At 51.2% G+C, this 21607-nt stretch carries 20 protein-coding genes and 1 pseudogene; 9 read left to right on the top strand and 12 right to left on the bottom strand.

The window, feature by feature from the left end; translation table 11 throughout:
• The first annotated feature begins 133 nt into the window (after positions 1-133).
• The 3 genes from yejK (at position 134) to tnpA (ending at position 2484) form a co-directional block, all read left to right on the top strand.
• Positions 134-1141 carry a nucleoid-associated protein YejK gene (gene yejK / locus ACFK9X_RS15875; RefSeq protein ID WP_000050806.1) on the top strand — a complete coding sequence of 336 codons (1008 nt, stop codon included), beginning with the start codon at positions 134-136 and terminating at the stop codon, positions 1139-1141.
• A 27-nt stretch (positions 1142-1168) separates the two neighbouring features.
• Entirely contained in the window at positions 1169-1789 is a 621-nt protein-coding gene (locus ACFK9X_RS15870) for a hypothetical protein (RefSeq protein WP_000033442.1), read from the top strand.
• Between the two features lie 236 nt (positions 1790-2025).
• Positions 2026-2484 carry an IS200/IS605-like element IS200F family transposase gene (gene tnpA, locus ACFK9X_RS15865; protein WP_000502121.1) on the top strand — a complete coding sequence of 153 codons (459 nt, stop codon included), beginning with the start codon at positions 2026-2028 and terminating at the stop codon, positions 2482-2484.
• A 123-nt stretch (positions 2485-2607) separates the two neighbouring features.
• Here the strand turns inward: tnpA and rplY are convergent, their stop codons facing one another.
• Positions 2608-2892 carry a 50S ribosomal protein L25 gene (gene rplY / locus ACFK9X_RS15860; RefSeq protein ID WP_000494192.1) on the bottom strand — a complete coding sequence of 95 codons (285 nt, stop codon included), beginning with the start codon at positions 2890-2892 and terminating at the stop codon, positions 2608-2610.
• 124 nt (positions 2893-3016) lie between these two features.
• On the bottom strand, positions 3017-4777 hold the full coding sequence (locus ACFK9X_RS15855; protein ID WP_000578121.1) for a DEAD/DEAH box helicase: 1761 nt from the start codon (positions 4775-4777) through the stop codon (positions 3017-3019).
• Positions 4778-4928: 151 nt separating this feature from the next.
• Between ACFK9X_RS15855 and rsuA the strand changes: the two genes are divergently transcribed.
• From rsuA to ACFK9X_RS15840, 3 genes and pseudogenes are all read left to right on the top strand, one after another.
• Positions 4929-5624 carry a 16S rRNA pseudouridine(516) synthase RsuA gene (rsuA, locus tag ACFK9X_RS15850; RefSeq protein ID WP_103085191.1) on the top strand — a complete coding sequence of 232 codons (696 nt, stop codon included), beginning with the start codon at positions 4929-4931 and terminating at the stop codon, positions 5622-5624.
• 27 nt (positions 5625-5651) lie between these two features.
• A pseudogene (locus ACFK9X_RS15845) lies at positions 5652-6838 on the top strand (Bcr/CflA family multidrug efflux MFS transporter).
• A 390-nt stretch (positions 6839-7228) separates the two neighbouring features.
• Positions 7229-7573, top strand: a complete 345-nt coding sequence (locus ACFK9X_RS15840) for a YejG family protein (RefSeq protein WP_001094639.1) — start codon at positions 7229-7231, stop codon at positions 7571-7573.
• Between the two features lie 3 nt (positions 7574-7576).
• On the opposite strand, the gene yejF is transcribed toward ACFK9X_RS15840, so the two are convergent.
• From yejF to yeiP, 9 genes are all read right to left on the bottom strand, one after another.
• Positions 7577-9166 carry a microcin C ABC transporter ATP-binding protein YejF gene (gene yejF, locus ACFK9X_RS15835; RefSeq protein WP_000203619.1) on the bottom strand — a complete coding sequence of 530 codons (1590 nt, stop codon included), beginning with the start codon at positions 9164-9166 and terminating at the stop codon, positions 7577-7579.
• 1 nt (position 9167) lies between these two features.
• Complete coding sequence (locus tag ACFK9X_RS15830; protein ID WP_001137747.1) at positions 9168-10193, bottom strand: ABC transporter permease; 1026 nt, start codon at positions 10191-10193, stop codon at positions 9168-9170.
• Positions 10193-11287 carry a microcin C ABC transporter permease YejB gene (locus ACFK9X_RS15825; RefSeq protein WP_000501623.1) on the bottom strand — a complete coding sequence of 365 codons (1095 nt, stop codon included), beginning with the start codon at positions 11285-11287 and terminating at the stop codon, positions 10193-10195. Before ACFK9X_RS15825 ends, ACFK9X_RS15830 begins: the two co-directional genes overlap by 1 nt.
• Before the next feature lie 9 nt (positions 11288-11296).
• Positions 11297-13102: an extracellular solute-binding protein gene (locus ACFK9X_RS15820; protein WP_151116999.1), complete on the bottom strand. Its 1806-nt coding sequence runs from the start codon at positions 13100-13102 to the stop codon at positions 11297-11299.
• A gap of 106 nt (positions 13103-13208) precedes the next feature.
• On the bottom strand, positions 13209-14765 hold the full coding sequence (locus ACFK9X_RS15815) for a cyclic di-GMP phosphodiesterase (RefSeq protein WP_000957746.1): 1557 nt from the start codon (positions 14763-14765) through the stop codon (positions 13209-13211).
• Positions 14766-15090: 325 nt separating this feature from the next.
• The gene (gene mepS, locus ACFK9X_RS15810; protein WP_151116997.1) at positions 15091-15663 is read right to left on the bottom strand and encodes a bifunctional murein DD-endopeptidase/murein LD-carboxypeptidase; all 573 of its coding nucleotides are present in this window, start codon (positions 15661-15663) and stop codon (positions 15091-15093) included.
• A 413-nt stretch (positions 15664-16076) separates the two neighbouring features.
• Complete coding sequence (locus ACFK9X_RS15805; protein WP_000178091.1) at positions 16077-16796, bottom strand: phosphatase PAP2 family protein; 720 nt, start codon at positions 16794-16796, stop codon at positions 16077-16079.
• Positions 16797-16825: 29 nt separating this feature from the next.
• Positions 16826-17812, bottom strand: a complete 987-nt coding sequence (locus tag ACFK9X_RS15800) for a GTP-binding protein (RefSeq protein WP_000169350.1) — start codon at positions 17810-17812, stop codon at positions 16826-16828.
• Positions 17813-18023: 211 nt separating this feature from the next.
• On the bottom strand, positions 18024-18596 hold the full coding sequence (gene yeiP / locus ACFK9X_RS15795) for an elongation factor P-like protein YeiP (protein ID WP_151116995.1): 573 nt from the start codon (positions 18594-18596) through the stop codon (positions 18024-18026).
• Positions 18597-18920: 324 nt separating this feature from the next.
• On the opposite strand from yeiP, the gene ACFK9X_RS15790 reads away from it, so the two are divergent.
• The 3 genes from ACFK9X_RS15790 to ACFK9X_RS15780 all read left to right on the top strand — a co-directional run bounded on the left by ACFK9X_RS15790 (position 18921) and on the right by ACFK9X_RS15780 (position 20352).
• Positions 18921-19175, top strand: coding sequence for a YkgJ family cysteine cluster protein (locus ACFK9X_RS15790; protein WP_001523448.1), 255 nt, complete (start codon positions 18921-18923; stop codon positions 19173-19175).
• Positions 19176-19562: 387 nt separating this feature from the next.
• Entirely contained in the window at positions 19563-19685 is a 123-nt protein-coding gene (locus tag ACFK9X_RS15785) for a membrane protein (RefSeq protein ID WP_001519564.1), read from the top strand.
• A gap of 1 nt (position 19686) precedes the next feature.
• Positions 19687-20352, top strand: a complete 666-nt coding sequence (locus ACFK9X_RS15780) for a GNVR domain-containing protein (RefSeq protein WP_151116993.1) — start codon at positions 19687-19689, stop codon at positions 20350-20352.
• 64 nt (positions 20353-20416) lie between these two features.
• Here the strand turns inward: ACFK9X_RS15780 and setB are convergent, their stop codons facing one another.
• Positions 20417-21598, bottom strand: a complete 1182-nt coding sequence (setB, locus tag ACFK9X_RS15775; protein ID WP_151116991.1) for a sugar efflux transporter SetB — start codon at positions 21596-21598, stop codon at positions 20417-20419.
• Between the last annotated feature and the right edge of the window lie 9 nt (positions 21599-21607).

Raw genomic sequence — 21607 nt, 5'->3', positions numbered from 1 at the left:
AACAGTTTTTTTTCTGCATTTTTATCCCCTAAATCATTCGCGTTACGGATAACGCCTGAAATGACAGGGCGATTGCTTGCGTCTTCCGGCAGGCGGTGGTTGAATACCGCCCGGTCTTAAAGGAGAGTTTATCATGAGTCTGGATATCAACCAGATTGCCCTGCACCAGCTTATCAAGCGCGATGAGCAAAATCTTGAGCTGGTCTTGCGCGATTCATTGCTGGAGCCGACAACCACCGTTGTCGAGATGGTGGCTGAACTGCATCGGGTCTATAGCGCCAAGAATAAGGCGTATGGCCTGTTTAATGAAGAGAGTGAACTGGCGCAAGCGCTGCGGTTGCAACGTCAGGGGGAAGAAGATTTTCTTGCCTTTAGCCGGGCGGCGACCGGACGCCTGCGTGACGAACTGGCGAAATATCCCTTTGCGGACGGCGGCATTGTATTGTTCTGCCATTATCGTTACCTGGCGGTGGAGTATCTGCTGGTTACGGTACTGAACAACCTGAGCAGTATGCGGGTCAATGAAAATCTGGACATTAACCCGACGCATTATCTTGATATCAATCATGCGGATATCGTGGCGCGTATCGATCTTACCGAGTGGGAAACTAATCCGCAATCGACCCGCTATCTGACGTTCCTGAAAGGTCGGGTAGGGCGCAAGGTTGCTGACTTCTTTATGGATTTCCTCGGCGCCAGCGAAGGGTTGAACGCCAAAGCGCAGAATCGCGGCCTGTTGCAGGCAGTGGATGATTTCACCGCAGAAGCGCAGTTGGATAAAGCAGAACGTCAGAACGTGCGCCAGCAGGTGTACAGCTACTGCAATGAGCAATTACAAGCCGGGGAAGAGATTGAACTGGAATCGCTGTCTAAAGAGCTTTCCGGCGTCAGTGAAGTCAGCTTCAGCGAATTTACCGCCGAAAAAGGCTATGAGCTGGAAGAGAGCTTCCCGGCAGATCGCAGTACGCTACGCCAGTTAACCAAATATGCCGGCAGCGGCGGCGGGTTAACGATTAACTTTGATGCGATGCTACTGGGCGAGCGGATTTTCTGGGACCCGGCGACCGATACCCTGACTATCAAAGGGACGCCGCCGAATTTGCGCGATCAGTTGCAGCGACGCACGTCGGGCGGGAAATAAAGGCATACGACATAAAAGGACGCCGTAGTGAGTAAAGGAATACGTCAGAGGCCGCCTGTTAATTTCAGTTTATTTCGGCAGGTTTTGTATGCGCACATTGTCGCATTTTTGATGATGTTGATGCTCGGCATGGTGTTCACCGTTCTCTCGTTGGTACTGTTTTATACTTATGGCACCAACTGGTTACTGAGCTTGTTCATATGCCCGCTGTTCTTGTTAAGTGGTTTATTCATTACTGGATTTGCTTTTAAATCAACCTGGTCCAGCATACGTTACTATTACGACAAGGGGCAGTTGAAACGGTATGGACTCAATCTTGATGCAACTTTGACGCATAAAGAGAAGGTGGAAATACGCATCGATAATGCAAAGCGTCAAGTGCGTGTAGATGAACTGGAACTCCATGTCTTATTTGATTTTCAGTTTGATAGCAAGACATGGAGCTGCGGCGACTTACTGACCAATGAAAAGGTATTTGATGCGTTGAATGACGGACAAACGATACCAATACGAATTTTGCCATGGAAACCGGAAAGTGCCAGCGTTCGTCAACGGGCATTATTCAATCGGCTTAAAGGTATGAATACCGCGTCGGAAACTACAGATCCTCGATTAGGGGAGGCGCTAATTGAATGTGGCGAGGTGTAAGAAAGCAGAAAAGCAAAGTGGGTTCTCGTTGCTCTGCATGTCGTCAAATTCAATTAAACGCATAAAAAAACCCCGCCGGAGCGGGGTTTTTCTTGTCTATGGAAAACCCCAGCTAGGCTGGGGGTTCCGGAAAGCTTTCAGCTTTAAGCCAGTTATTAAAACCCCTTTTGATTTGTTAAAACATCTTGCGGTCTGGCAACTGCAAAAGTTCAACAAGAAATCAAAAGGGGGTCCCAATGGGGGACGAAAAGAGCTTAGCGCACACCCGATGGAACTGTAAATATCACATAGTTTTCGCGCCCAAATACCGAAGACAAGCGTTCTATGGAGAGAAGCGTAGGGCAGTAGGCAGCATATTAAGAAAATTGTGTGAATGGAAAAACGTACGAATCCTGGAAGCGGAATGTTGTGCAGATCATATTCACATGCTTCTGGAGATCCCGCCGAAGATGAGTGTGTCGAGCTTCATGGGATATCTGAAGGGTAAAAGTAGTCTGATGCTTTACGAGCAGTTTGGGGATCTAAAATTCAAATACAGGAACAGGGAGTTCTGGTGCAGAGGGTACTATGTCGATACGGTGGGTAAGAACACGGCGAAGATACGGGAATACATAAAGCACCAGCTTGAAGAGGATAAAATGGGTGAGCAATTATCGATCCCTTATCCGGGCAGCCCGTTTACGGGCCGTAAGTAACGAAGTTTGATGCAAATGTCAGATCGTATGCGCCTGTTAGGGCGCGGCTGGTAAGAGAGCCTTACAGGCGCATCTGAAAAACCTCCGGCTATGCCGGAGGATATTTATTCAACTTCCAGGCGATTACGCGCGAACGAAGTCGATGTGAGTCAGCTTCGGTTTGTAAGCGTGACGCTGTACAGCCTGAGCTTTAACTTTTACTTCTTTACCGTCAACAACGAGGGTCAGAACTTCGCTGTAGAATTCAGCTTTAGCTTGCATGTTCATCACCTGGTCGTGGTCCAGTTCGATAGCAATCGGGGCTTCAGAACCGCCGTAGATGATTGCCGGGAACTTGTTAGCGGCGCGCAGGCGGCGGCTCGCACCCTTACCCTGCTCTTTACGTACTTCTGCGTTGATAGTAAACATTTAAATCTCTCTTTAATAATTCCTGCTACAGGCGACCCAGCAACAGGTAAGTGATCTGCTTTGCGTATGCAAAGGCGGGCGGGATTCTATACTCAAATCGCCGTTACATCAATGAAAAGTACAATTAACCACGTAATTCGTGCGCCCGGCGGAAGCGGCCTTCATAGTCGAACACTTTTTCACGCACCTGCCAGTACTGGCCTTTCATCCGCGCGACCACAAAATCGGGATGCCGCAACAGCGCCTGCTGCGCGACAATATCCGCCGCCGTGATCCAGCGTAAAGGAACGCCGGGCGTGCGGGTATGCGGGCGAATAAATAGCTGTTCGAAAGCGGTACGCTGGGCGGGCGTGTGCAAGCGGAAGCGCTCACTGACATCCGCGCCGTCCTCGTCATAGTAAGTGATTTTCAGCCATTCGCCTTTCTCATCCTGCCCATGCTGCATCGTCATTCCGCTACAGCGCAGGACTAACGCATCCTTGAGCCTGAGCGCCGCTTTTAACATATCGTCCGGGTCGACCAGAATGGCGTCACATTCCCGGCAGCGTCGGGCGGCAATATCGTTTTCGGCATTACACTGCGGGCAGTTTTTGAAGCGAAAGCGAAAATCGCACTGCTCGCGATGGCCGTCGTCATCCTCAAACCAGCCCTGGCAGCGACGGCCAAAGTGTTCAATCAGCGTGCCGTCGGCAGTGGTTTTCCCCCAGAAGGTGTTGGCAAAGCCGCAGGCCGGGCAAAATACCTGGACAGGGACGTTATCGCTTTTTCCCTTCGGGCTACCGACCTCCGGGGCATACAGGTCGTGCGGGTTGCCTGCGTAATCAAGAATCAGGCAATCGGTCTTTCCCGGCGCAAGGCGCAGACCACGCCCGACAATTTGTTGGTAAAGACTAACTGACTCCGTGGGACGTAGAATCGCGATGAGATCAACGTGTGGGGCGTCAAAGCCGGTGGTCAGCACCGAGACGTTAACCAGATAGCGAAAACGCTGCGCCTTGAAATTATCAATCAGCGCGTCGCGCTCGGGCCCTGGCGTATCGCCGGTAATCAGCGCCGCGTCGTCCGCCGGAAGCAGACCGACAATCTCTTTCGCATGTTCGACCGTGGCGGCGAAAATCATCACGCCTTTGCGCGTTTGCGCAAATTCCATAATCTGGCTGATGATGTGCGGCGTAATCCGCTGCTGCTTTTTCAGCTCGCGGTTCAGGTCGGCTTCGCTGAACAGCCCATTGCTTTGGGCCTGCAGGCGGCTGAAATCGTATTGGACCACTGGCATATCAAGCCGCTCAGGCGGCGTCAGATAGCCGTGTTTAATCATATAGCGCAGCGGCAGTTCATAAATACAGTCGCGAAACAGAGCGTTGTCGTTGCCGCGCACCATACCGTGATAATGAAATTGATAAATCCAGCCTTTTCCGAGGCGAAAAGGCGTGGCGGTGAGTCCAAGCAGACGTAAGTGAGGATTAACTTTACTCAAGTGAGTGAGGATTTGCTGATACTGACTGTCTTCATCGTCACCGATGCGGTGGCATTCATCGACAATCAACAGCGAAAACTCCTCCTGGAAGGCGTCAAGATTACGCGCCACCGACTGTACGCTGCCGAACACGACTTTGCCCTGACTCTCTTTACGTTTGAGTCCGGCGGCGAAAATATCCGCTTCCAGCCCCAGCGCGCAATATTTGGCGTGGTTCTGCGCGACCAGCTCTTTCACATGCGCCAGCACCAGTACCCGTCCGCGGGCGACGCGCGCCAGTTCGGCGATCACCAGGCTTTTACCTGCGCCGGTCGGCAGAACAATCACGGCGGGCGTACGGTGGCGGCGAAAGTGGCTGAGCGTGGCGTCTACGGCTTCTTGCTGGTAGGGGCGGAGTGTAAAAATCATGGTCTCACTACGTTAAACGGTTCCGGGAATAGTATGCCATGAATCATTTCCCTTGAGGGATATAGTTAGCCCGCTATACTGAGCGGATAGCAATTCCCTTTTTTCGGGTAGAATGCCCGATTTCCGTATTATTACAGGCTAAATCACACACATGCGACTTGATAAATTTATCGCTCAGCAGCTTGGCGTCAGCCGCGCTATTGCCGGGCGTGAAATTCGTGGTAACCGCGTTACCGTCGATGGCGACATCATTAAAAATGCGGCCTTCAAACTGCTCCCGGAACATGCGGTTGCGTATGACGGCAATCCCTTAGCGCAGCAACACGGGCCACGCTATTTTATGCTTAACAAGCCGCAGGGATACGTTTGTTCAACCGATGATCCCGATCATCCAACGGTACTGTATTTCCTGGATGAGCCGGTGGCGTATAAGCTGCATGCCGCAGGACGTCTGGATATCGATACTACCGGTCTGGTGTTAATGACAGATGACGGTCAGTGGTCGCACCGCATTACGTCGCCGCGCCATCACTGTGAAAAAACCTATCTGGTGACCCTGGAGTCGCCGGTGGCCGACGATACGATAGCGCAATTTGCGAAAGGCGTGCAGTTGCATAATGAAAAAGATCTCACTAAACCCGCTACGCTGGAGGTGATAACGCCTGTGCAGGTCCGTCTGACCATCAGCGAAGGCCGTTATCATCAGGTGAAGCGGATGTTTGCCGCAGTAGGCAATCGCGTTGTGGAACTGCACCGCGAACGGATTGGCGCCATTACGCTGGATGAGAATCTGGCTCCCGGCGAGTACCGCCCGTTGACTGAAGAAGAAATCGCCAGCGTCGGCTAACTATCTCGTTAAATTCAGGAGTTCGATGTGACCACCCGGCAGCACTCTTCCTTTGCCATTGTCTTTATCCTTGGCCTGTTGGCCATGTTAATGCCGCTGTTGATTGATATGTATCTTCCTGCGCTGCCGGTGATTTCTGCGCAATTCGGCGTGCCTGCCGGTAGCGCGCAGATGACGCTCAGCACCTATATTCTGGGGTTTGCGCTGGGTCAGCTTATCTATGGACCGATGGCGGATAGCCTCGGGCGTAAGCCGGTCATCCTGGGCGGGACGCTGGTATTTGCTGCTGCGGCGGTCGCCTGTGCGTTGGCGCAGACTATCAACTGATCGTGATGCGTTTCTTTCACGGTTTGGCGGCCGCGGCGGCAAGCGTCGTCATCAATGCGCTGATGCGGGATATTTATCCAAAGGAAGAGTTTTCGCGCATGATGTCATTTGTCATGCTGGTCACTACGATAGCGCCGTTAATGGCGCCCATTGTCGGCGGCTGGGTGTTGGTATGGTTAAGCTGGCACTATATCTTCTGGATACTGGCCATTGCGGCGATTCTGGCGTCAGTCATGATCTTTGCTCTGATTAAAGAGACGCTGCCCGTTGAGCGGCGTCAGCCTTTTCATATTCGTACCACAATAGGTAACTTTGCCGCGTTGTTTCGCCACAAACGCGTACTGAGCTATATGCTGGCGAGCGGGTTTAGTTTTGCCGGTATGTTCTCTTTTTTGAGCGCGGGGCCGTTTGTTTATATCGAAATTAATCATGTTCCGCCGCAGGATTTCGGCTACTACTTCGCGTTGAACATCGTATTTCTGTTTGTGATGACGATTATCAACAGCCGTTTTGTCAGACGGGTAGGGGCGCTAAACATGTTTCGGGCCGGGCTATGGATTCAGTTTGCGATGGCGGTGTGGATGGTTTTCAGCGCGCTGATGGGCATTGGATTCTGGGCGCTGGTGGTCGGCGTTGCGGCGTTTGTCGGCTGTGTGTCGATGGTTTCGTCCAATGCGATGGCGGTCATTTTGGATGAGTTTCCGCATATGGCCGGAACGGCGTCTTCGTTGGCGGGCACTTTCCGCTTTGGTATTGGCGCTATCGTCGGCGCGTTGCTGTCGCTGGCTACCTTTACCAGTGCGTGGCCGATGATTTGGTCGATTGCGCTTTGCGCCGCCTGTTCCATTCTGTTTTATCTCTACGCCAGCCGTCCCAAAAAACGGTGACGGGCGCGCTGTCCCTCAATGGCGCCGAAGAATGCGCAGGCGGCGTTGGGGGACGCTATCCGCTACACGATGGCAAAGCCAAACGGCTTTCATAGTTGATGTATATCAATTACCAATTCATCATTTTCCTCATTTATGTTTATTTTATGTAAAATCCATTTATGTAAAAAGTCACATCATTGTAGTTAAAAAGGTTGAGTTAGATCGCAGAAACGGGTACATATAGCCCGCCGCTATCTCCGCGTCGGTAAAACTATTTTAACTCCCGCTTGCTGTAGAGCCACTGACGGAGAGAAGGGCGTTAGCAATCTGTTTAAGGACGGGTTGTCAATGATGTGTTAATATAAATGTAAGTAAATTGTGAAGTAATTGTGCTTCCGGGGAAAGAAAGTGAATACATTACAGCTCTCAATTGTTCACCGTCTGCCGCAAAACTATCGCTGGTCGGCGGGTTTTGCGGGGTCAAAGGTTGAACCGATTCCGCAAAACGGGCAGAGCACCGAGAATAGTCTGGTGGCGCTTAAACTGTTGAGTCCGGCAGGCGATAGCGCGTGGTCAGTGATGCATAAGCTCAGTCAGGCGCTAAGCGATATTGAAGTTCCTTGCTCCGTGCTGGAGTGCGAAGGGGAACCGTGCCTGTTCGTTAATCGTCAGGATGAGTTTGCCGCCACCTGTCGGCTGAAAAATTTCGGCGTGGCGATAGCGGAACCTTTTTCTAACAATAATCCTTTTTAGGCGTCAGCTTAACGCGAGTAGCTGACGCGTATAGGCCTGTTGCGGTGCGGTAAACACGCGCTCGCATTGCCCCTGTTCAACCACCTCCCCCTGCCGCAGCACAATAACCTGATGGCACAGCGCGCGTACTACATGCAGATCGTGGCTAATGAAGATATAGGCCAGACGGTGCTTTTGCTGGAGCGATTTCAGGAGGGCAAGAATCTGCGCCTGAACGGTTTTATCCAGCGATGAGGTCGGTTCATCCAGAATAATAAGCGACGGTTTTAAAATCAGTGCCCTGGCGACGGCGATACGTTGACGCTGGCCGCCGGAAAACTCAGCGGGGTAACGATGCCGCGTTTCCGGGTCCAGGCCGACTTCCATCATGACCGCTTTCACCTGCTGTTCGCGCTGCGCGCCTGAAAGCGTAGGCTGGTGGACGCGCAGGCCTTCTTCGATAATTTGCAATACGTTTAAACGCGGGTTTAGCGATGAGTTCGGGTCCTGGAATACGACCTGGATACGGTGGCGAACAGGTAAAAGCTGGCGGCGGTTTAACGTATCCAGCGATTGACCGTCAAACACGATGCGGCCTTCGGAGCGGATAAGCCGTAACAGCGCCAGACCGGTGGTGCTTTTTCCCGATCCTGACTCGCCGACCAGACCCAGCGTTTCGCCTGGATGCAGGGTGAAACTGATATTGTTAACCACCACATTATGATCCACGACGCGCTTCAGAATGCCTTTGCGGATCGGGAAGGCGACGCGCAGCCTGTCCACCTCCAGCAACGGCGTCTGCCCGGCGGGGAGCGGAACCGGATCGCCTGTGGGTTCGCTGTTGAGTAGTTTTTGCGTGTACGGATGGGTCGGCGCGGAGAGCAGCGTGTCGGCGCGTTGGTTCTCTACGCACTTGCCGTGTTGCATTACCGCTACTGAATCCGCCAGTTTTTTTACAATGCTGAGGTTATGGGTGATAAACAGTAATCCCATATTAAGCTCGCGCTGGAGTTCCCGTAGTAGAGATAAAATCTGCGCCTGTACGGAGACGTCGAGGGCGGTGGTCGGCTCATCGGCGATCAGTAATTCCGGCCGTGTTAACAGCGCCATGGCTATCATGACGCGCTGGCGTTCGCCGCCGGAAAGCTGATGAGGGTAATCGCGCAGACGCTGGCTCGCCTGGCGGATACCGACCCGATCCAGACAACCGATCATCTCCGCTCTTGCCGCCTCCCGACGCATTCCCCGATGGAGCGACAGCACTTCATAGAGCTGTTTTTCCAGCGTATGCAGTGGGTTAAGTGAAACCATCGGTTCCTGAAAAATCATGGCGATTTTATTGCCGCGCACGCCGCGTAGCGTCTGCTCGCTGGCATGAAGCAATGATTCGCCGTGAAAGCGAATATCGCCGGAGAGGTAGACGGCGGGAGGGGTAGGCAAAAGACGCAGAATGGAAAGCGCCGTCACGCTTTTTCCTGACCCGGACTCGCCGACCAGCGCCAGCGTTTCCCCGGCGTTCACCTGTAACGAAATGGCGTTAACGACAGGGCGCACGTGCTGTTGCTGACGGAAACCTACCGATAAATTTTCAATCGCAAGCAATGGAGATGTCATCTTATACCGCCTTAGCAGGATCAAAGGCGTCGCGTACCGCTTCGCCGATAAAAATCAGCAGCGATAGCAGAATGGCGACAGACAGAAAGGCGGCGATCCCCAGCCAGGGAGCCTGTAAGTTGTTTTTCCCCTGTAAAAGAAGTTCGCCAAGAGAAGGGGAGCCAAGCGGCAGACCGAATCCCAGAAAATCCAGCGACGTCAGGGTGGTGATGGAGCTACATAAAATGAACGGTAAAAATGTCAGGGTAGCGACCATCGCATTAGGCAACATATGGCGCAGGATAATGTCCCGATCGCTGACGCCAAGCGCCTGCGCGGCGCGGATATAGTCAAAATTGCGGGTCCGTAAAAACTCGGCGCGCACCACGCCCACCAGACTCATCCAGCCAAACAGTACGGTTATGGCCAGCAGCCACCAGAAGTTAGGCTGCACTACGCTGGAAAGTAAAATAATCAGAAACAGGGTCGGCATCCCCGACCAGACTTCGATGAGACGTTGCCCCCATAAATCGACTTTGCCGCCATAATAGCCCTGTAGCGCGCCCGCCAGTACGCCCATGACGCTGGAGCAAATCGTTAACATCAGGCCGAATAAAATAGAAATGCGGGTGCCGTACAGGATGCGGGCGAAAACGTCGCCGCCATTCGCATCGGTGCCCAGCCAGTTTTTCGCCGAAGGCGGGGAGGGGAAAGGCTGCGTGGTGGCAAAATTAATGGTATTGGCACCAAAGCGTACGGGGGCCCACAACACCCAGCCCCGATTCTCAAGCTGCCGTTGTAGCCAGGGGTCCTGATAATCCGCCGTTGTCGCCAGCGGGCCGCCGAAATCGCGCTCGCTGTAATTTTTTACCAGCGGAAAATACCACTGGCCTTCATAGCGCACCAGCAATGGCTTATCGTTAGCAATCAGTTCCGCGCATAAGCTCAGGCTGAACATGATCAGGAAAATCCATAGTGACCAGTAGCCCCGGCGATTATGGCGGAAACGCGCCCAGCGGGCCTGATTGACCGGGCTTAATCGCGGCATTATCGTCCCTCAAAATCAATGCGTGGATCGACCAGCGTATAGCTGATATCGCTCAGGATATTCAGTAATAAGCCAATCAGGGTAAAGATATAAAGCGTGCCGAACATCACCGGATAGTCGCGCGAAACGGTTGCTTCATAACCCAGCAGCCCCAGGCCGTTGAGTGAAAACATGACTTCAATTAGCAGCGAGCCGGTGAAAAACATACTGATAAAAGTGGCGGGAAACCCGGCGATCACCAGCAGCATGGCGTTACGAAAAACATGTTTCCAGAGAATGTTTTTTTCACTCACGCCTTTAGCGCGAGCGGTAACGACATACTGTTTACGCACCTCGTCGAGAAACGAATTTTTCGTCAGCATCGTCAGGGCGGCAAAACCGCCGATGACGGTCGCCAACACCGGCAGCGTAATATGCCACAAATAATCGGTGATTTTCTGGTACCACGGTAATGTGTCAAAGTTGGCGGAGACTAGGCCACGTAGCGGAAAAATATCGTAGTAGCTGCCGCCGGCAAAAAAGACGATTAATAAAATAGCAAACAGAAAGGCGGGGATCGCATAACCAATAATGATAAACGCGCTGCTCCACACATCAAAGCGACTGCCGTTATGGACGGCTTTGCGAATCCCCAGCGGGATAGACACCAGATAAATAATCAGCGTGCTCCATAATCCCAGGGTAATGGAGACGGGAAGGCTGTCTTTGATTAGCGTCAGTACGGATGCGCTGCGAAACAGACTGTCGCCGAAGTCAAAAGAGAGATAGTCCCGTAGCATCTTGAAATAACGCTCATGCAGCGGTTTGTCGAAGCCGTAGCGATGGGTGATCTCCGCGATCACCTCCGGATCGAGTCCCCGGCCGCCGCGATAATGGCTGTCGCTGATATTGCCGACGCCGGTTTGCGCATGACTGGCGCGAACGCCTTCGCCGCTGGCGCCGGGCAACGCGCCGCCCTGGCCAAATTCAATCGCGGCAATCGCCTGATCGACAGGGCCGCCGGGAGCGATCTGCACGATAAAAAAGTTAATGGTAATAATGGCCCATAGCGTGGGGATCACCAGTAACAGACGGCGGATAAGATAGGCGCCCATTGATTCTTACTACCTCCTGGCTGCCGGTAGTTTGGCGGCTTTGTTGACATCATACCACCAGGTATCTAACCCGATGGTATATACCGGGCGAATCGCCGGATGGGAGAATTTATCCCACCAGGCGAGCCTGTCTTGCGCCATATACCACATCGGCAGCATGTAATAGTTCCAGGTCAGCACGCGATCCAGCGCCCGTCCCAGCGGCACCAGTTTCGCTTTATCATCCTGCGCTGCGATAATTTGCGCGATCAGTTTATCCACCACCGGGCTTTGTACGCCGGGAGCGTTATAACTGGAGTCAATGTATTCCGACGCCCATGAGATTTGTAGATCGGAGCTGGGCCAGGGCATCGCCCGCCATAGCCTCGGCATCATGTCATAGTCGCGGCTGCGCATCCGGTTGGTGAGCTGAGAATTATCAACCTGACGGATAGTCATCGTAATGCCCAGACGCTGAAGATTATGCTGGAAGGGCAGAACCCACTGGCTATTACTGCTGGCAGGAAGGAGAAGTTCAAACGTCAGAGGCTTACCGGTGACGCTATTGACCCGTTGCTGTCCGTTGATCACCCATCCGGCCTGCGTCAACAAGGCGTCAGCTTTAAGAAGATTTTCGCGATCGTAGCCGTCGCCGTTAGAGACCGGCGGCTGATAGATCTGGGTGAAGACTTCAGGAGGAAGATCTTTTTTCATCGGCGCGAGTAATACCAGCTCATCGGCGTCAGGATAATTTCTGGCGGCGTACTCGGTATTCTGGAAGTAACTGTTGGTTCGGCTCCAGGCATTATAGAACAGCGCTTTATTCATCCACTCAAAATCGAAGGCCAGGGTGACAGCTTCACGTACCCGCCGGTCTTTAAATACCGGGCGCTGAATATTAAAGGCCAGCCAGCGTGTGTCCTGCGCCGACTCGTTTTTCTGCTCTTCTTTAATGATGTAATGATTATCGAAATTTTTACCGATGTAGCGCGTTGCCCAGTTTTTAGCGTCGTTTTCCAGCCGTAGATCAAATGCACCCGCTTTAAACGCCTCGAAAGCGACATTGTCATCAAGGTAGTAATCGTAGCGGATAGTGTCGAGGTTAAAACGTCCACGATTGACCGGCAGATTAGCCGCCCAGTAGTTTTTGACGCGTGAATAGACAATGTACTGGCCCATTTTCCACTGAGTAATCCGGTATGGCCCGCTGGCTAAGGGCGGCGTTGAAAGCGGATCGCTAAGTTTGTGATTTTTCCAGAATTTTTCGGGCATGATCGGTAATGAAAACAGACTAAGCATGTCTTCTTTACCAGGCTTCGCCAGCTCAATTCTCACGGTTAAAGGCGCAATCGCCTTCACGGTAGTACCTTTATAGACCAGACGGAACTGCGGTACGCCTTCGGTCATAAACTTATGAAAGGTAAAGGCCACATCGCGGGCGGTAATGGGCGTGCCATCGTGAAAACGAGCGCGGGGATTAATCGAGATTTCCACCCAGGAATAGTCGGCTGCATAGCGGGCATGGTCGGCAATCAGCGGATAATAGCTTCCGGGTTCATCATCCGAAGTGGTAAAAAGCGTATCGTAAAGGGCTTCGGTACGTACGCCGGGATTGCCGCGCAGCGAATAGCGATTGAAATTATCGAACGTACCAATGGCGGAAAGCGTCATCTGACCGCCTTTCGGCGCAGCAGGATTCACATAATCAAAGTGATCAAAGTTAAAAGCATACTTAGGTTCGCCGAGTACGGCGAAAGCGTAGCTTTCTTTGATTTCCTGGGCCTGGGCGCCAGCGCTAACCAGTGCGACAAGCAGAAGCATTACGCGCGCAATCATCTGAAGGCGGTTTCCTTATCGTATTGCCCGCTGCAAACCGGCAGGCGTTTCGCTGAATAATAAGTGACGTTGCGTCTGATGTGAATCCGTTAAAACCGTAAGGGGACTACCATTCAGGCACGGAAGGCGCCGACATCCACAGCACGAAATCTTTTAGGGGTAAAGGACGGCTAATCCAGTACCCCTGCAAGTAATTAACACCGTGATCGCGTAGCCAACGGGCCTGCTCCGGCGTTTCAACGCCCTCGGCCACCGTCAGCATATTCAGGCGTCTGGAGAGCGTCAGCACGGTATCCAGAACCGGAGACGTGACAGTTTCCGTACCGATCGCCTGGATAAAGCCGCGATCGATTTTCAGATAATCTAAAGTAAATCGCTCCAGATAAATCAGGGCGCTATGGCCTGTACCGAAATCATCTATAGCGATTTCAAACCCGGCGGAATGCAGCCATTCGAACAGTTTGGCCGCTTCATACTGCTGGAGCATATCGCGTTCAGTGATTTCCAGCACGATATGAAAATGGTGCGCGGGCAGGGCGTCCCTGAGCCGGTGCATATCCTCTTTAAAACTGTCGCTGTGCAGATGTTCCGGCGCGATGTTAATGCCAAATTTGGCACCGACGGGCATCACCTTCTGTAACGTGGGCGCGTCGCGGGCGATCAGCTCGAACAGATGCTGCGTTAACGGTACGATAAGTTGCTGCGCTTCGGCATAGTGGATAAAGGCATCCGGCGGAATCTCTCCTGCCGTAGGGTGACGCCAGCGCAGTAAGACTTCAAGCCCGGTGACGCTCAGCGTACGAGTATCGACGACGGGCTGATAAACCACATAAAACTGCTCGTGTTTGATCGCCGTTAAAATCTCTTTGCCCGGTCGCGTCCGGAGGGCATAGATAAAGTAACAGATAAACCCTGCTACGATGCCGCTAATGCAGCCCAGCATCAACGCATACCACAAGTCATTGTAGGTCCAGCTATCGGCATAAAGCCGTATTTTAAGCGGCAGGCCGTTGATAGTTGCCAGTCGTGATGGCGTGCCCGGCAGCTCCGCGACGGTCAGTAGACGCGAAGAAAAGGTCGACAGAGCGGTATTGCCGACAATCAGCGCGATGCCGTTAAAATCATCCTGGCGCGTGGTATAGAGTAAGTAGGGCGTCAGGTTAATATTCAGCGATGTGAATACGCCGCTGTCATTTAATAATGGGTTTCGATACCAAATCACCATTGTCGGTTTGTTGGGCATCATTGGCGTGCCGGGCAGAATCGCCATAGCAACGTCTTTGCGGATATCTATATCCGGTACCAGTTGCTGAAGCGGCATATTCATGGCGCCAGTGGCGGAAGAGCAGAACACTTTTTTATCTTTAATCAATAAGAAGGCGCGGACATTAAGGCTAAAAGCGGCTCTTGAGGTGAGTTCTGCGCCAACCTGCTGACAGGTGTTGATCGTCAACGGTTGAAGAATATCGGTGGTGGCTTTCAGGTCGGCGAAATAGCTGGCCAGGTAATGTTGTACATCAGAAAGGAGCGTATTGTATTTAACATCCCGTTTATGCCACGACAGGAAAAATTGCAGGCTACCAATAAGTAATGCTGCCGCTATCCCCGTAATGATACAGGTAAGCAGGATTTTCCGACCGGAAGAGGAGTCGCGTGTTAGCATAATTCCTGGTGTGACCTGAAAAGGCGGATGCCGGTTAAACTGGTTGATTTATAAGACTATAGCCTGGATTACCCCGGATAGTCATGCTTTTCTGTGATGCGCAGGAAAGCGTATTGTCGCAGTAGCCGTTGGGGGAAACGACCTGAATGCCTGATGGCGCTATGTTTATCAGGCCTACGTTCGTGTGTTGTAGGCTGGATAAGACGCCACACGTCGCCATTCGGCAAAACGGGTTCAGAAGGGATAATAAGCAAAAGCACTGCCGAAGCAGTGCTTTTTATGTCGTCTCATCAGGTAAGCCAAGGGAGGTGCTGCCTGATGAAGATTAACTGCGGCTCAGAACTCGACGCGCTTCATTGTAGCGTTTTTTCCAGTACGGTTCGTTCATACTGGAGATAATGACGCCGCTACTGGTAGACGCATGGACAAACTGGTTATTGCCGATATAAATACCGACATGACGACCAGTGGAACCGGCGCGGAACAGAACCAGATCGCCCGTACGCAGGTTATTGCGTGAAACCGCTTTGCCCATTTCCTGCTGTTCATAGGTTGAACGCGGAAGCTCTAAACCAAACTGTTCACGGAAGGTGCGCTGTACAAAGCTGGAACAGTCGACGCCTTTCTTGGTGCTGCCGCCCAGGCGGTAACGCACGCCTTTCCAGTCAGCATACTGATCCATAATCCGCGACTTAACGTCGAGGTTACGCACCATATTTTCAAATTCATCCTGAGAGGCTTGCAGTGAAGAGCTATCGCTATTGCCCACAGCATGCGTCTCAGAATGCATATTCTTTGCGGTATTGGTGGTTGTGCTACAAGCAGAAAGCAGAACCGCAACTGCAATCGCAGGAATCCCGTGCAAAATATATCTCAAAATCGGTTGAGATTTGACCATGTTGTTTGTTTTCCCTTGAAGTCCTTAACGATAAATATCGTTATAAAAATGCCAAACGTGATGAGACTAATTACCTGCACAGCTTGAGACAATTCTTTGTGCACAAATCTGTGGCGGAACGCACAAATTTATTCGCAATGAGAATAATTATCTGGCGAGGCAAAACGAGTTTGAGATTACCCGATTGTTGCTGTCATTGCGAGCGATTTCGCGTGATTTTTTATAAGAATTTATGATACGAAAAGTGAACTATCAGCACGGGTCAAATTAAGCGCAAATCGTTTAAAAATCGTGCAACCCGTTCATTTTGAAGAGGAATAATATGACCGAAAAATGATGGGCTGGGGAAATATCATCATAAATTACCTTCAACGATGTAAAACTATCGCTGAAGGTAATGTTAATTACATAGGTTATTTGTTTAAAATTTGTTTATTCCCGCCCGGAAGATAATTCTCAAAAAGCGCTATCGCCCGGTCGCTGAGCGGGGTCATCAGCCACCAGGGGAGGCCAATCAAAATAACCGTGAGTGACCCGACCACAATATCGGTGAACCAGTGAGCGCCAATCATAACGCGCGGAAACGCGAAAACCACAAATATAATAAGGGCGATAATCCCCGCCGTTTTGCCGAAATAACGCAGCATAAAGGCGGAAAATATCAGCAGCATCATACCGTGATCGCCTGGGAAACTGTCTTTTGACGCGTCTTTTGTCGGGATATGCAGCAACTCGCTGACGCGATAAATATGCTCAAAAGAGAGCGTTGGGCTGGCGCGCTTGACGGGGATCAGCGCCTGACCGAGTTGGTTAAGCACCACCGCTGTTAGCAGCATGACCAATCCGATTATCACAATGCGCCGCCGGCCCGACGCGTCTTCTTTTAGCCAGAAACTGAGCATCAGTCCGCCCATCGCCAGCAGCGAACAGCCGTCAAACGCCCGATTATTGGTAATAGCGACCCACCAGAGGAACGCGTGGCTTTCCACCAGTTTCTGGTTAAAGAAGTGGAATATGCCGGAATCAATGGTGAACCAGAAACCGTGATTGACGGGAAGATACCATGACAAAAACAGCGCCAGACCGGCGGCATTAAGCAGAATTATCAAGGAATAGCGGGTTTTCATCGTCATTTCGCCATAGTTTTTAAACGGTGGCAACCTTACGCGTGCGTCGCTAAACGAAGCTTCAACAAGGCCGTCTGTAACGTATTCCAGTCGGTTTCTGTGTTTGAGATAAGTTCAACCCGGCTATCCGGCGGCGCGACACTCTGTGTTTCGATGTGCAGGTCATCGCCCTGGCGATTGATGCGTACCAGCCCCTCTTGTATGCGCATAACGCCTTTCACCCGGCCCACCGGCGCCAGACGCGCCCATTCGAGGAGGCCAATGGTGTCAAACACGGTATCGGCATCGAAAATCCAGCCGCAGGCCTGATGACCCTGTCCGCTATTGAGGCTGCGTCGCCAGCGCTGCTGGGCGGGCAGATTTAGCGCGGCGAGTCCTTTTTTACTGGCATGAGTGTGAGAATGCGCGGCGCTGGCCGGCAGTTCCGCCAGATTTTGTCGCGGTAAATCCAGAAGCTTACCGTCTATCTGTCCATGTTCGGCATGAATCAGTTGACGATCGCCGCCGTACTGTCGCCACCACTGTTGCAGGGCGGCATCGCTCTGCGCCGTGGCGCGGTCGGTTTTATTGGCGATGATAATATCGGCTGAGGCGAGCTGATCGCGGAAATTTTCATTGGCGACGCTCTGTTGGTCCAGTAGCAGGCGAGGGTCCAGGATGCAGAGCGTGGCGCGTAAATCAATCCACGGCTCATAAACCGGCGCAGTTAATAAATCCAGAATCTGTTTTGGGTGCCCCAGTCCGGTTGGTTCAATCAGCAACCGGTCAGGTTTGCCCTGGCGCAGCAGCGTGTTGAGCCCCACCTGCATAGGCAATCCGTTGACGCAGCACATGCAGCCGCCGGGGATCTCTTTTAGCAGTGCGCCGCTGTCGGCAAGCAGAGCGCCGTCAATACCCACTTCGCCAAATTCATTGACCAGGACGGCCCACTTTTCAGCCGGATCTTTATGAGCTAATAAATGAAGGATAGAGGTGGTTTTTCCGCTACCGAGAAATCCAGTAATAAGATTGGTTTTGGTCACGTCAGCTCCAGAATATTGATACAACATAACAACTTTAATAATCCTGGCGAATAAACGTGAAAAAGAGAAGCGCTGAGTTGACGAAGTCGTGCTTCTGCCATCTTAAGAGCAGAAAATGTTAAATTTTTAACGTTTCTCTTGCCTGGTGCAGAACAGTCAATAAAGAAAAGGGTCAGACTGCGCCCTGGGGCGCAGCCGAAAAATGCGAAACTTAATCCGCGCGCCCCATATAACGGCGCTCTTCGATATGAATGCGGATTTTCTCACCTGCGCTCAGGTATTCGGGAACCTGAATCACCAGACCGGTGCTTAATGTCGCGGGTTTGTTACGTGCGCTGGCGGACGCTCCTTTAATACCCGGCGCGGTTTCGACGATTTCCAGATCCACGGTCTGCGGAAGCTCTAGCGCCAGCAGTTGGCCGTCCCAGGTCAGAACCTGCATATCCGGCATTCCGCCTTCAGGCATAAACAGCAACTCTTCTTCAATCTGATCTTTGGTGAAGGTATACGGCGTATAGTCTTCTTTATCCATGAACACATATTCGTTGCCATCGACATAAGAAAAGTCAACGCCGCGACGGCTCAGGATGACGGTATCAACGATATCGTCGCCTTTGAAACGTTCTTCCACTTTCAGACCGGTGCGGACATCGGAAAAACGCATTTTATACAGTGTGGCGGCGCCACGGGCGGTAGGCGACTGAATGTCGATATCTTTCACAATCAGCAATTTGCCGTTGTAGTTCAGTACCATACCTTTTTTGATTTCGTTCGCTCTTGGCATCGAGGAGATCCTGTTGTAGAGATTATCTAAAATATCGCGTAAAACTACTCGCGGCGGGCCGTCCAGGCAAGTGGAATTGTCACTTTTGCTGGTGCAAAAAAGGTGATACTGTTCGCCCGCTTTCCGCTCCGCGTTCAACGAGAATACGCGATGGCATGTCGCCCGGAGGGGGGAAGTGTGCTGTGTTGTCCCTTCTGTTTCCAGCCTTGTCTTCGGAATGTCTGAGGACAGGCCTGATCATGATGACGTCCACATTTTAAATCTGGATTTTTCTTTGGACAAATTCTGTTATCTTTCATTTGGTTATAAATAGAGGGGCTGAGCATGGACTGTCGTAGCGGTTGTGGTGCTTGCTGTATTGCGCCTTCAATTTCGTCGCCGATACCCGGAATGCCGAATGGCAAGCCGATGAATACCAGATGCGTGCAGCTTTCGGAAGATAACTTGTGCCTTATCTTTGGCTCGCCTTTACGCCCAAAAGTGTGCTCTGGTTTGCAACCGACAGGGGACATGTGTTTAACGACCCGGGAAGAGGCCATTATTTATTTGCTGGAACTCGAACAGAAAACCTTACCATGATCTAAGCCGCTTTTGATAAATGTGCAGGGGCTTACGTTATATCCCGAAATAGTCTGCAAAAGCTGCGCCTCAAATTACCTCCTTTTACCATTAAATAGCGTAATACATGATTCCCTTATTTCGTGGCTTCTGAAGCGGTAGATGTCGCCGCTCAACCCCGTTGGTGCCTGAACGTGTACCGAATAAACCGTCACATAAAACAAAAACGATCAATTTTATTCATATGATAGCTTTTATCTATTAAAAAGAGGAATTTTGATCGATTTTAATTATTTATAACGATCGATATAATGAATTTGATAGTTTATACCTATCATTGATGTATTTACCGATCGATATAACCAGTGTGAATGTGTTGTTATTTTCCTTTAAAATACTCGAATTCTTATGTGTGGGTTTTATCTTATGAAGAAATATACGTTCGCAGCCAGGGCGTTTATTTTTACGCTGGTGTTGCTTTTTGTTATTTCAGTATTCGGGTTGACTATTAGCGTTTTAAAAGGGATGTGAAATGCGGGGAGAAAATAGTGAAATTGATTTAGTCGACGTTTCCTTATTCCTTATAAGAAAATGGCTAAGTATCGTGATCGCTACCTTTATTTTTGTCGCCATTGGCTATGTTTTTGTGAGCGTGCAGCATGATACAAAGGTTGTGAGTATTACGATCAAACCTAATCTGGATACGCCTGCTACCTATGCGTTATGTGGCTATACTAATGATATTCAATGTAAAACAACGGTTATCCTTAACCAGTTTAGCCGTTTCTTGCCTGCGAACTATAAAAATAAAATAAGTTTTGACGCGAAAAATCAGCTTGTCCTTTTTAAGGCGCAGGAGAGGGAAGAAAGCGTCAATAATATTATTTCCACCCTGAAAAATAGTGTCGATAAAATGGCAGCATGGTATATCGATGACGGTGACATTAAACGTTATAGCGTGCATAAAAATATGTTACAAACGGAAACATATGCAAAGCTATCATTGTTGTCGGAGGCGGTTAAAAATAATGCTAACATTGAAGTGATAGATGTTGCTGTTACACCAAAATATAAGATGCGGCTGGTGTTGGTCCTTTGCGGACTGATGGGCGTAATTTTCTCAATAACCGGTCTTTTATGTAGGAGGGCGCTAACAGAATATCGTATTGAGAAAAAGACAATGAATGACCGCGCATGAACATTGCGCAGAGATAAACTCTGCGCTGAAATGTGTCGAAGAGTAAAAGTATCAGGCTTGCAAGTTAAACATCTTTAATACGCGCTAGGCAGAACATGGTGGCGACAATCATAACTAACGCAAACCAGAAGACCGCATGATAATTCCAGATTTCTGCGGCTATTCCCGCCAACGAACCGGCAATGATCCAGCCGACGCGAATGGTATTGGTATACAGCGTGGTGGCTGAACCCGCCTGGCCTGGCATGAGATCCTGAAAATAGAGCATGCCAATCCCGCCAAGAATGCCGATGTAAATCGCGTTCAGCAACTGCAAGCCGAGCAACGTTGCCGGTGCGTGCGCCAGCAACATCCCCGCATAAAAGCACAGTCCGACGACAACGGCGATGCACATTAACAGGCGTTTTCCCAGCCGTTTGGCGAAGTAACCTGCAATCAGCATTGTGGGAATCTCCAGCCCGGCGGCGGTGCCCATCATCACGCCTGCAAGTTTTTCCGGAAGATGCAGCTCATTGATGATAAACAGCGGCATATTAATGATATACAGGCTGTTAGTTCCCCACATTAACGTACAGATGACAAACAGCAACAGCGTATCGCGGCGATTACGACGCGGTGCTTCCAGCGTGCCGGTTGCCAGCGGCGCATCTTTGCGCATTGACGGTAAAAAGAACCACACCATGACGCCGCAGACGATAAAAGCTACCGCCGCGCTCAAATACATCACCGTAAAGCTAAAACCCATCGCCAGCGCATAGGCCAGCGGCGGCCCAATGACCCAGGCCAACGAGACCTGGGCGCGGAGGATTGAGCTGAACATCACCGCTTCACGACCTGTACGATCGGCATGTTCTCGGGCCAGCGCAAACATCTGCGGGTTGGCGGTAGAGCCGAAGCTACTGAGAAAGACGCCGATGAACAGCAAAATAAAGTAGTTGCGGTTCCAGGCAAACAACACGCAGGCCAACATGCCCAGCACGCAACAGAAAACGATCAGTTTTTTGCGATCGCCTTTTTTATCTGAGCGACCCGCCAGAAACTGGCTCACGATAATGCCGATAACCGCGCTGCCGGTAAAAAAGAATCCCACCATGCCGGGGCGGGCGTGAACCTCATCCGTCAGAAAAATACTGAGCGTCGGCGTCTGTAGCGCACCGGCAATACCGGTGAGAAAAGCGACGATCAAAAAGGCGGTAGACGTCAGGTCAAACGATTTGGGCGCAGCGGCGGCGGGACTGTTGTGCATGTTTCTATA

This window comes from Salmonella sp. WC3 (genome assembly GCF_042932255.1).
GTDB classification, from domain to species: domain Bacteria; phylum Pseudomonadota; class Gammaproteobacteria; order Enterobacterales; family Enterobacteriaceae; genus Salmonella; species Salmonella enterica.
Note: the sequence above shows the minus strand (reverse complement) of the source record. Positions and strands in the feature narration are given on the sequence as shown.

Bases quoted from the DNA above. Each gene is read 5' to 3' on its own strand.
- yejK (WP_000050806.1), top strand. From the start codon at position 134: ATGAGTCTGGATATCAACCAGATTGCCCTGCACCAGCTTATCAAGCGC.
- tnpA (WP_000502121.1), top strand. From the start codon at position 2,026: ATGGGGGACGAAAAGAGCTTAGCGCACACCCGATGGAACTGTAAATAT.
- rplY (WP_000494192.1), bottom strand. From the start codon at position 2,892: ATGTTTACTATCAACGCAGAAGTACGTAAAGAGCAGGGTAAGGGTGCG.
- ACFK9X_RS15855 (WP_000578121.1), bottom strand. From the start codon at position 4,777: ATGATTTTTACACTCCGCCCCTACCAGCAAGAAGCCGTAGACGCCACG.
- rsuA (WP_103085191.1), top strand. From the start codon at position 4,929: ATGCGACTTGATAAATTTATCGCTCAGCAGCTTGGCGTCAGCCGCGCT.
- yejF (WP_000203619.1), bottom strand. From the start codon at position 9,166: ATGACATCTCCATTGCTTGCGATTGAAAATTTATCGGTAGGTTTCCGT.
- ACFK9X_RS15830 (WP_001137747.1), bottom strand. From the start codon at position 10,193: ATGCCGCGATTAAGCCCGGTCAATCAGGCCCGCTGGGCGCGTTTCCGC.
- ACFK9X_RS15825 (WP_000501623.1), bottom strand. From the start codon at position 11,287: ATGGGCGCCTATCTTATCCGCCGTCTGTTACTGGTGATCCCCACGCTA.
- ACFK9X_RS15820 (WP_151116999.1), bottom strand. From the start codon at position 13,102: ATGATTGCGCGCGTAATGCTTCTGCTTGTCGCACTGGTTAGCGCTGGC.
- ACFK9X_RS15815 (WP_000957746.1), bottom strand. From the start codon at position 14,765: ATGCTAACACGCGACTCCTCTTCCGGTCGGAAAATCCTGCTTACCTGT.
- mepS (WP_151116997.1), bottom strand. From the start codon at position 15,663: ATGGTCAAATCTCAACCGATTTTGAGATATATTTTGCACGGGATTCCT.
- ACFK9X_RS15805 (WP_000178091.1), bottom strand. From the start codon at position 16,796: ATGACGATGAAAACCCGCTATTCCTTGATAATTCTGCTTAATGCCGCC.
- yeiP (WP_151116995.1), bottom strand. From the start codon at position 18,596: ATGCCAAGAGCGAACGAAATCAAAAAAGGTATGGTACTGAACTACAAC.
- ACFK9X_RS15790 (WP_001523448.1), top strand. From the start codon at position 18,921: ATGGACTGTCGTAGCGGTTGTGGTGCTTGCTGTATTGCGCCTTCAATT.
- ACFK9X_RS15785 (WP_001519564.1), top strand. From the start codon at position 19,563: ATGTGTGGGTTTTATCTTATGAAGAAATATACGTTCGCAGCCAGGGCG.
- ACFK9X_RS15780 (WP_151116993.1), top strand. From the start codon at position 19,687: ATGCGGGGAGAAAATAGTGAAATTGATTTAGTCGACGTTTCCTTATTC.
- setB (WP_151116991.1), bottom strand. From the start codon at position 21,598: ATGCACAACAGTCCCGCCGCCGCTGCGCCCAAATCGTTTGACCTGACG.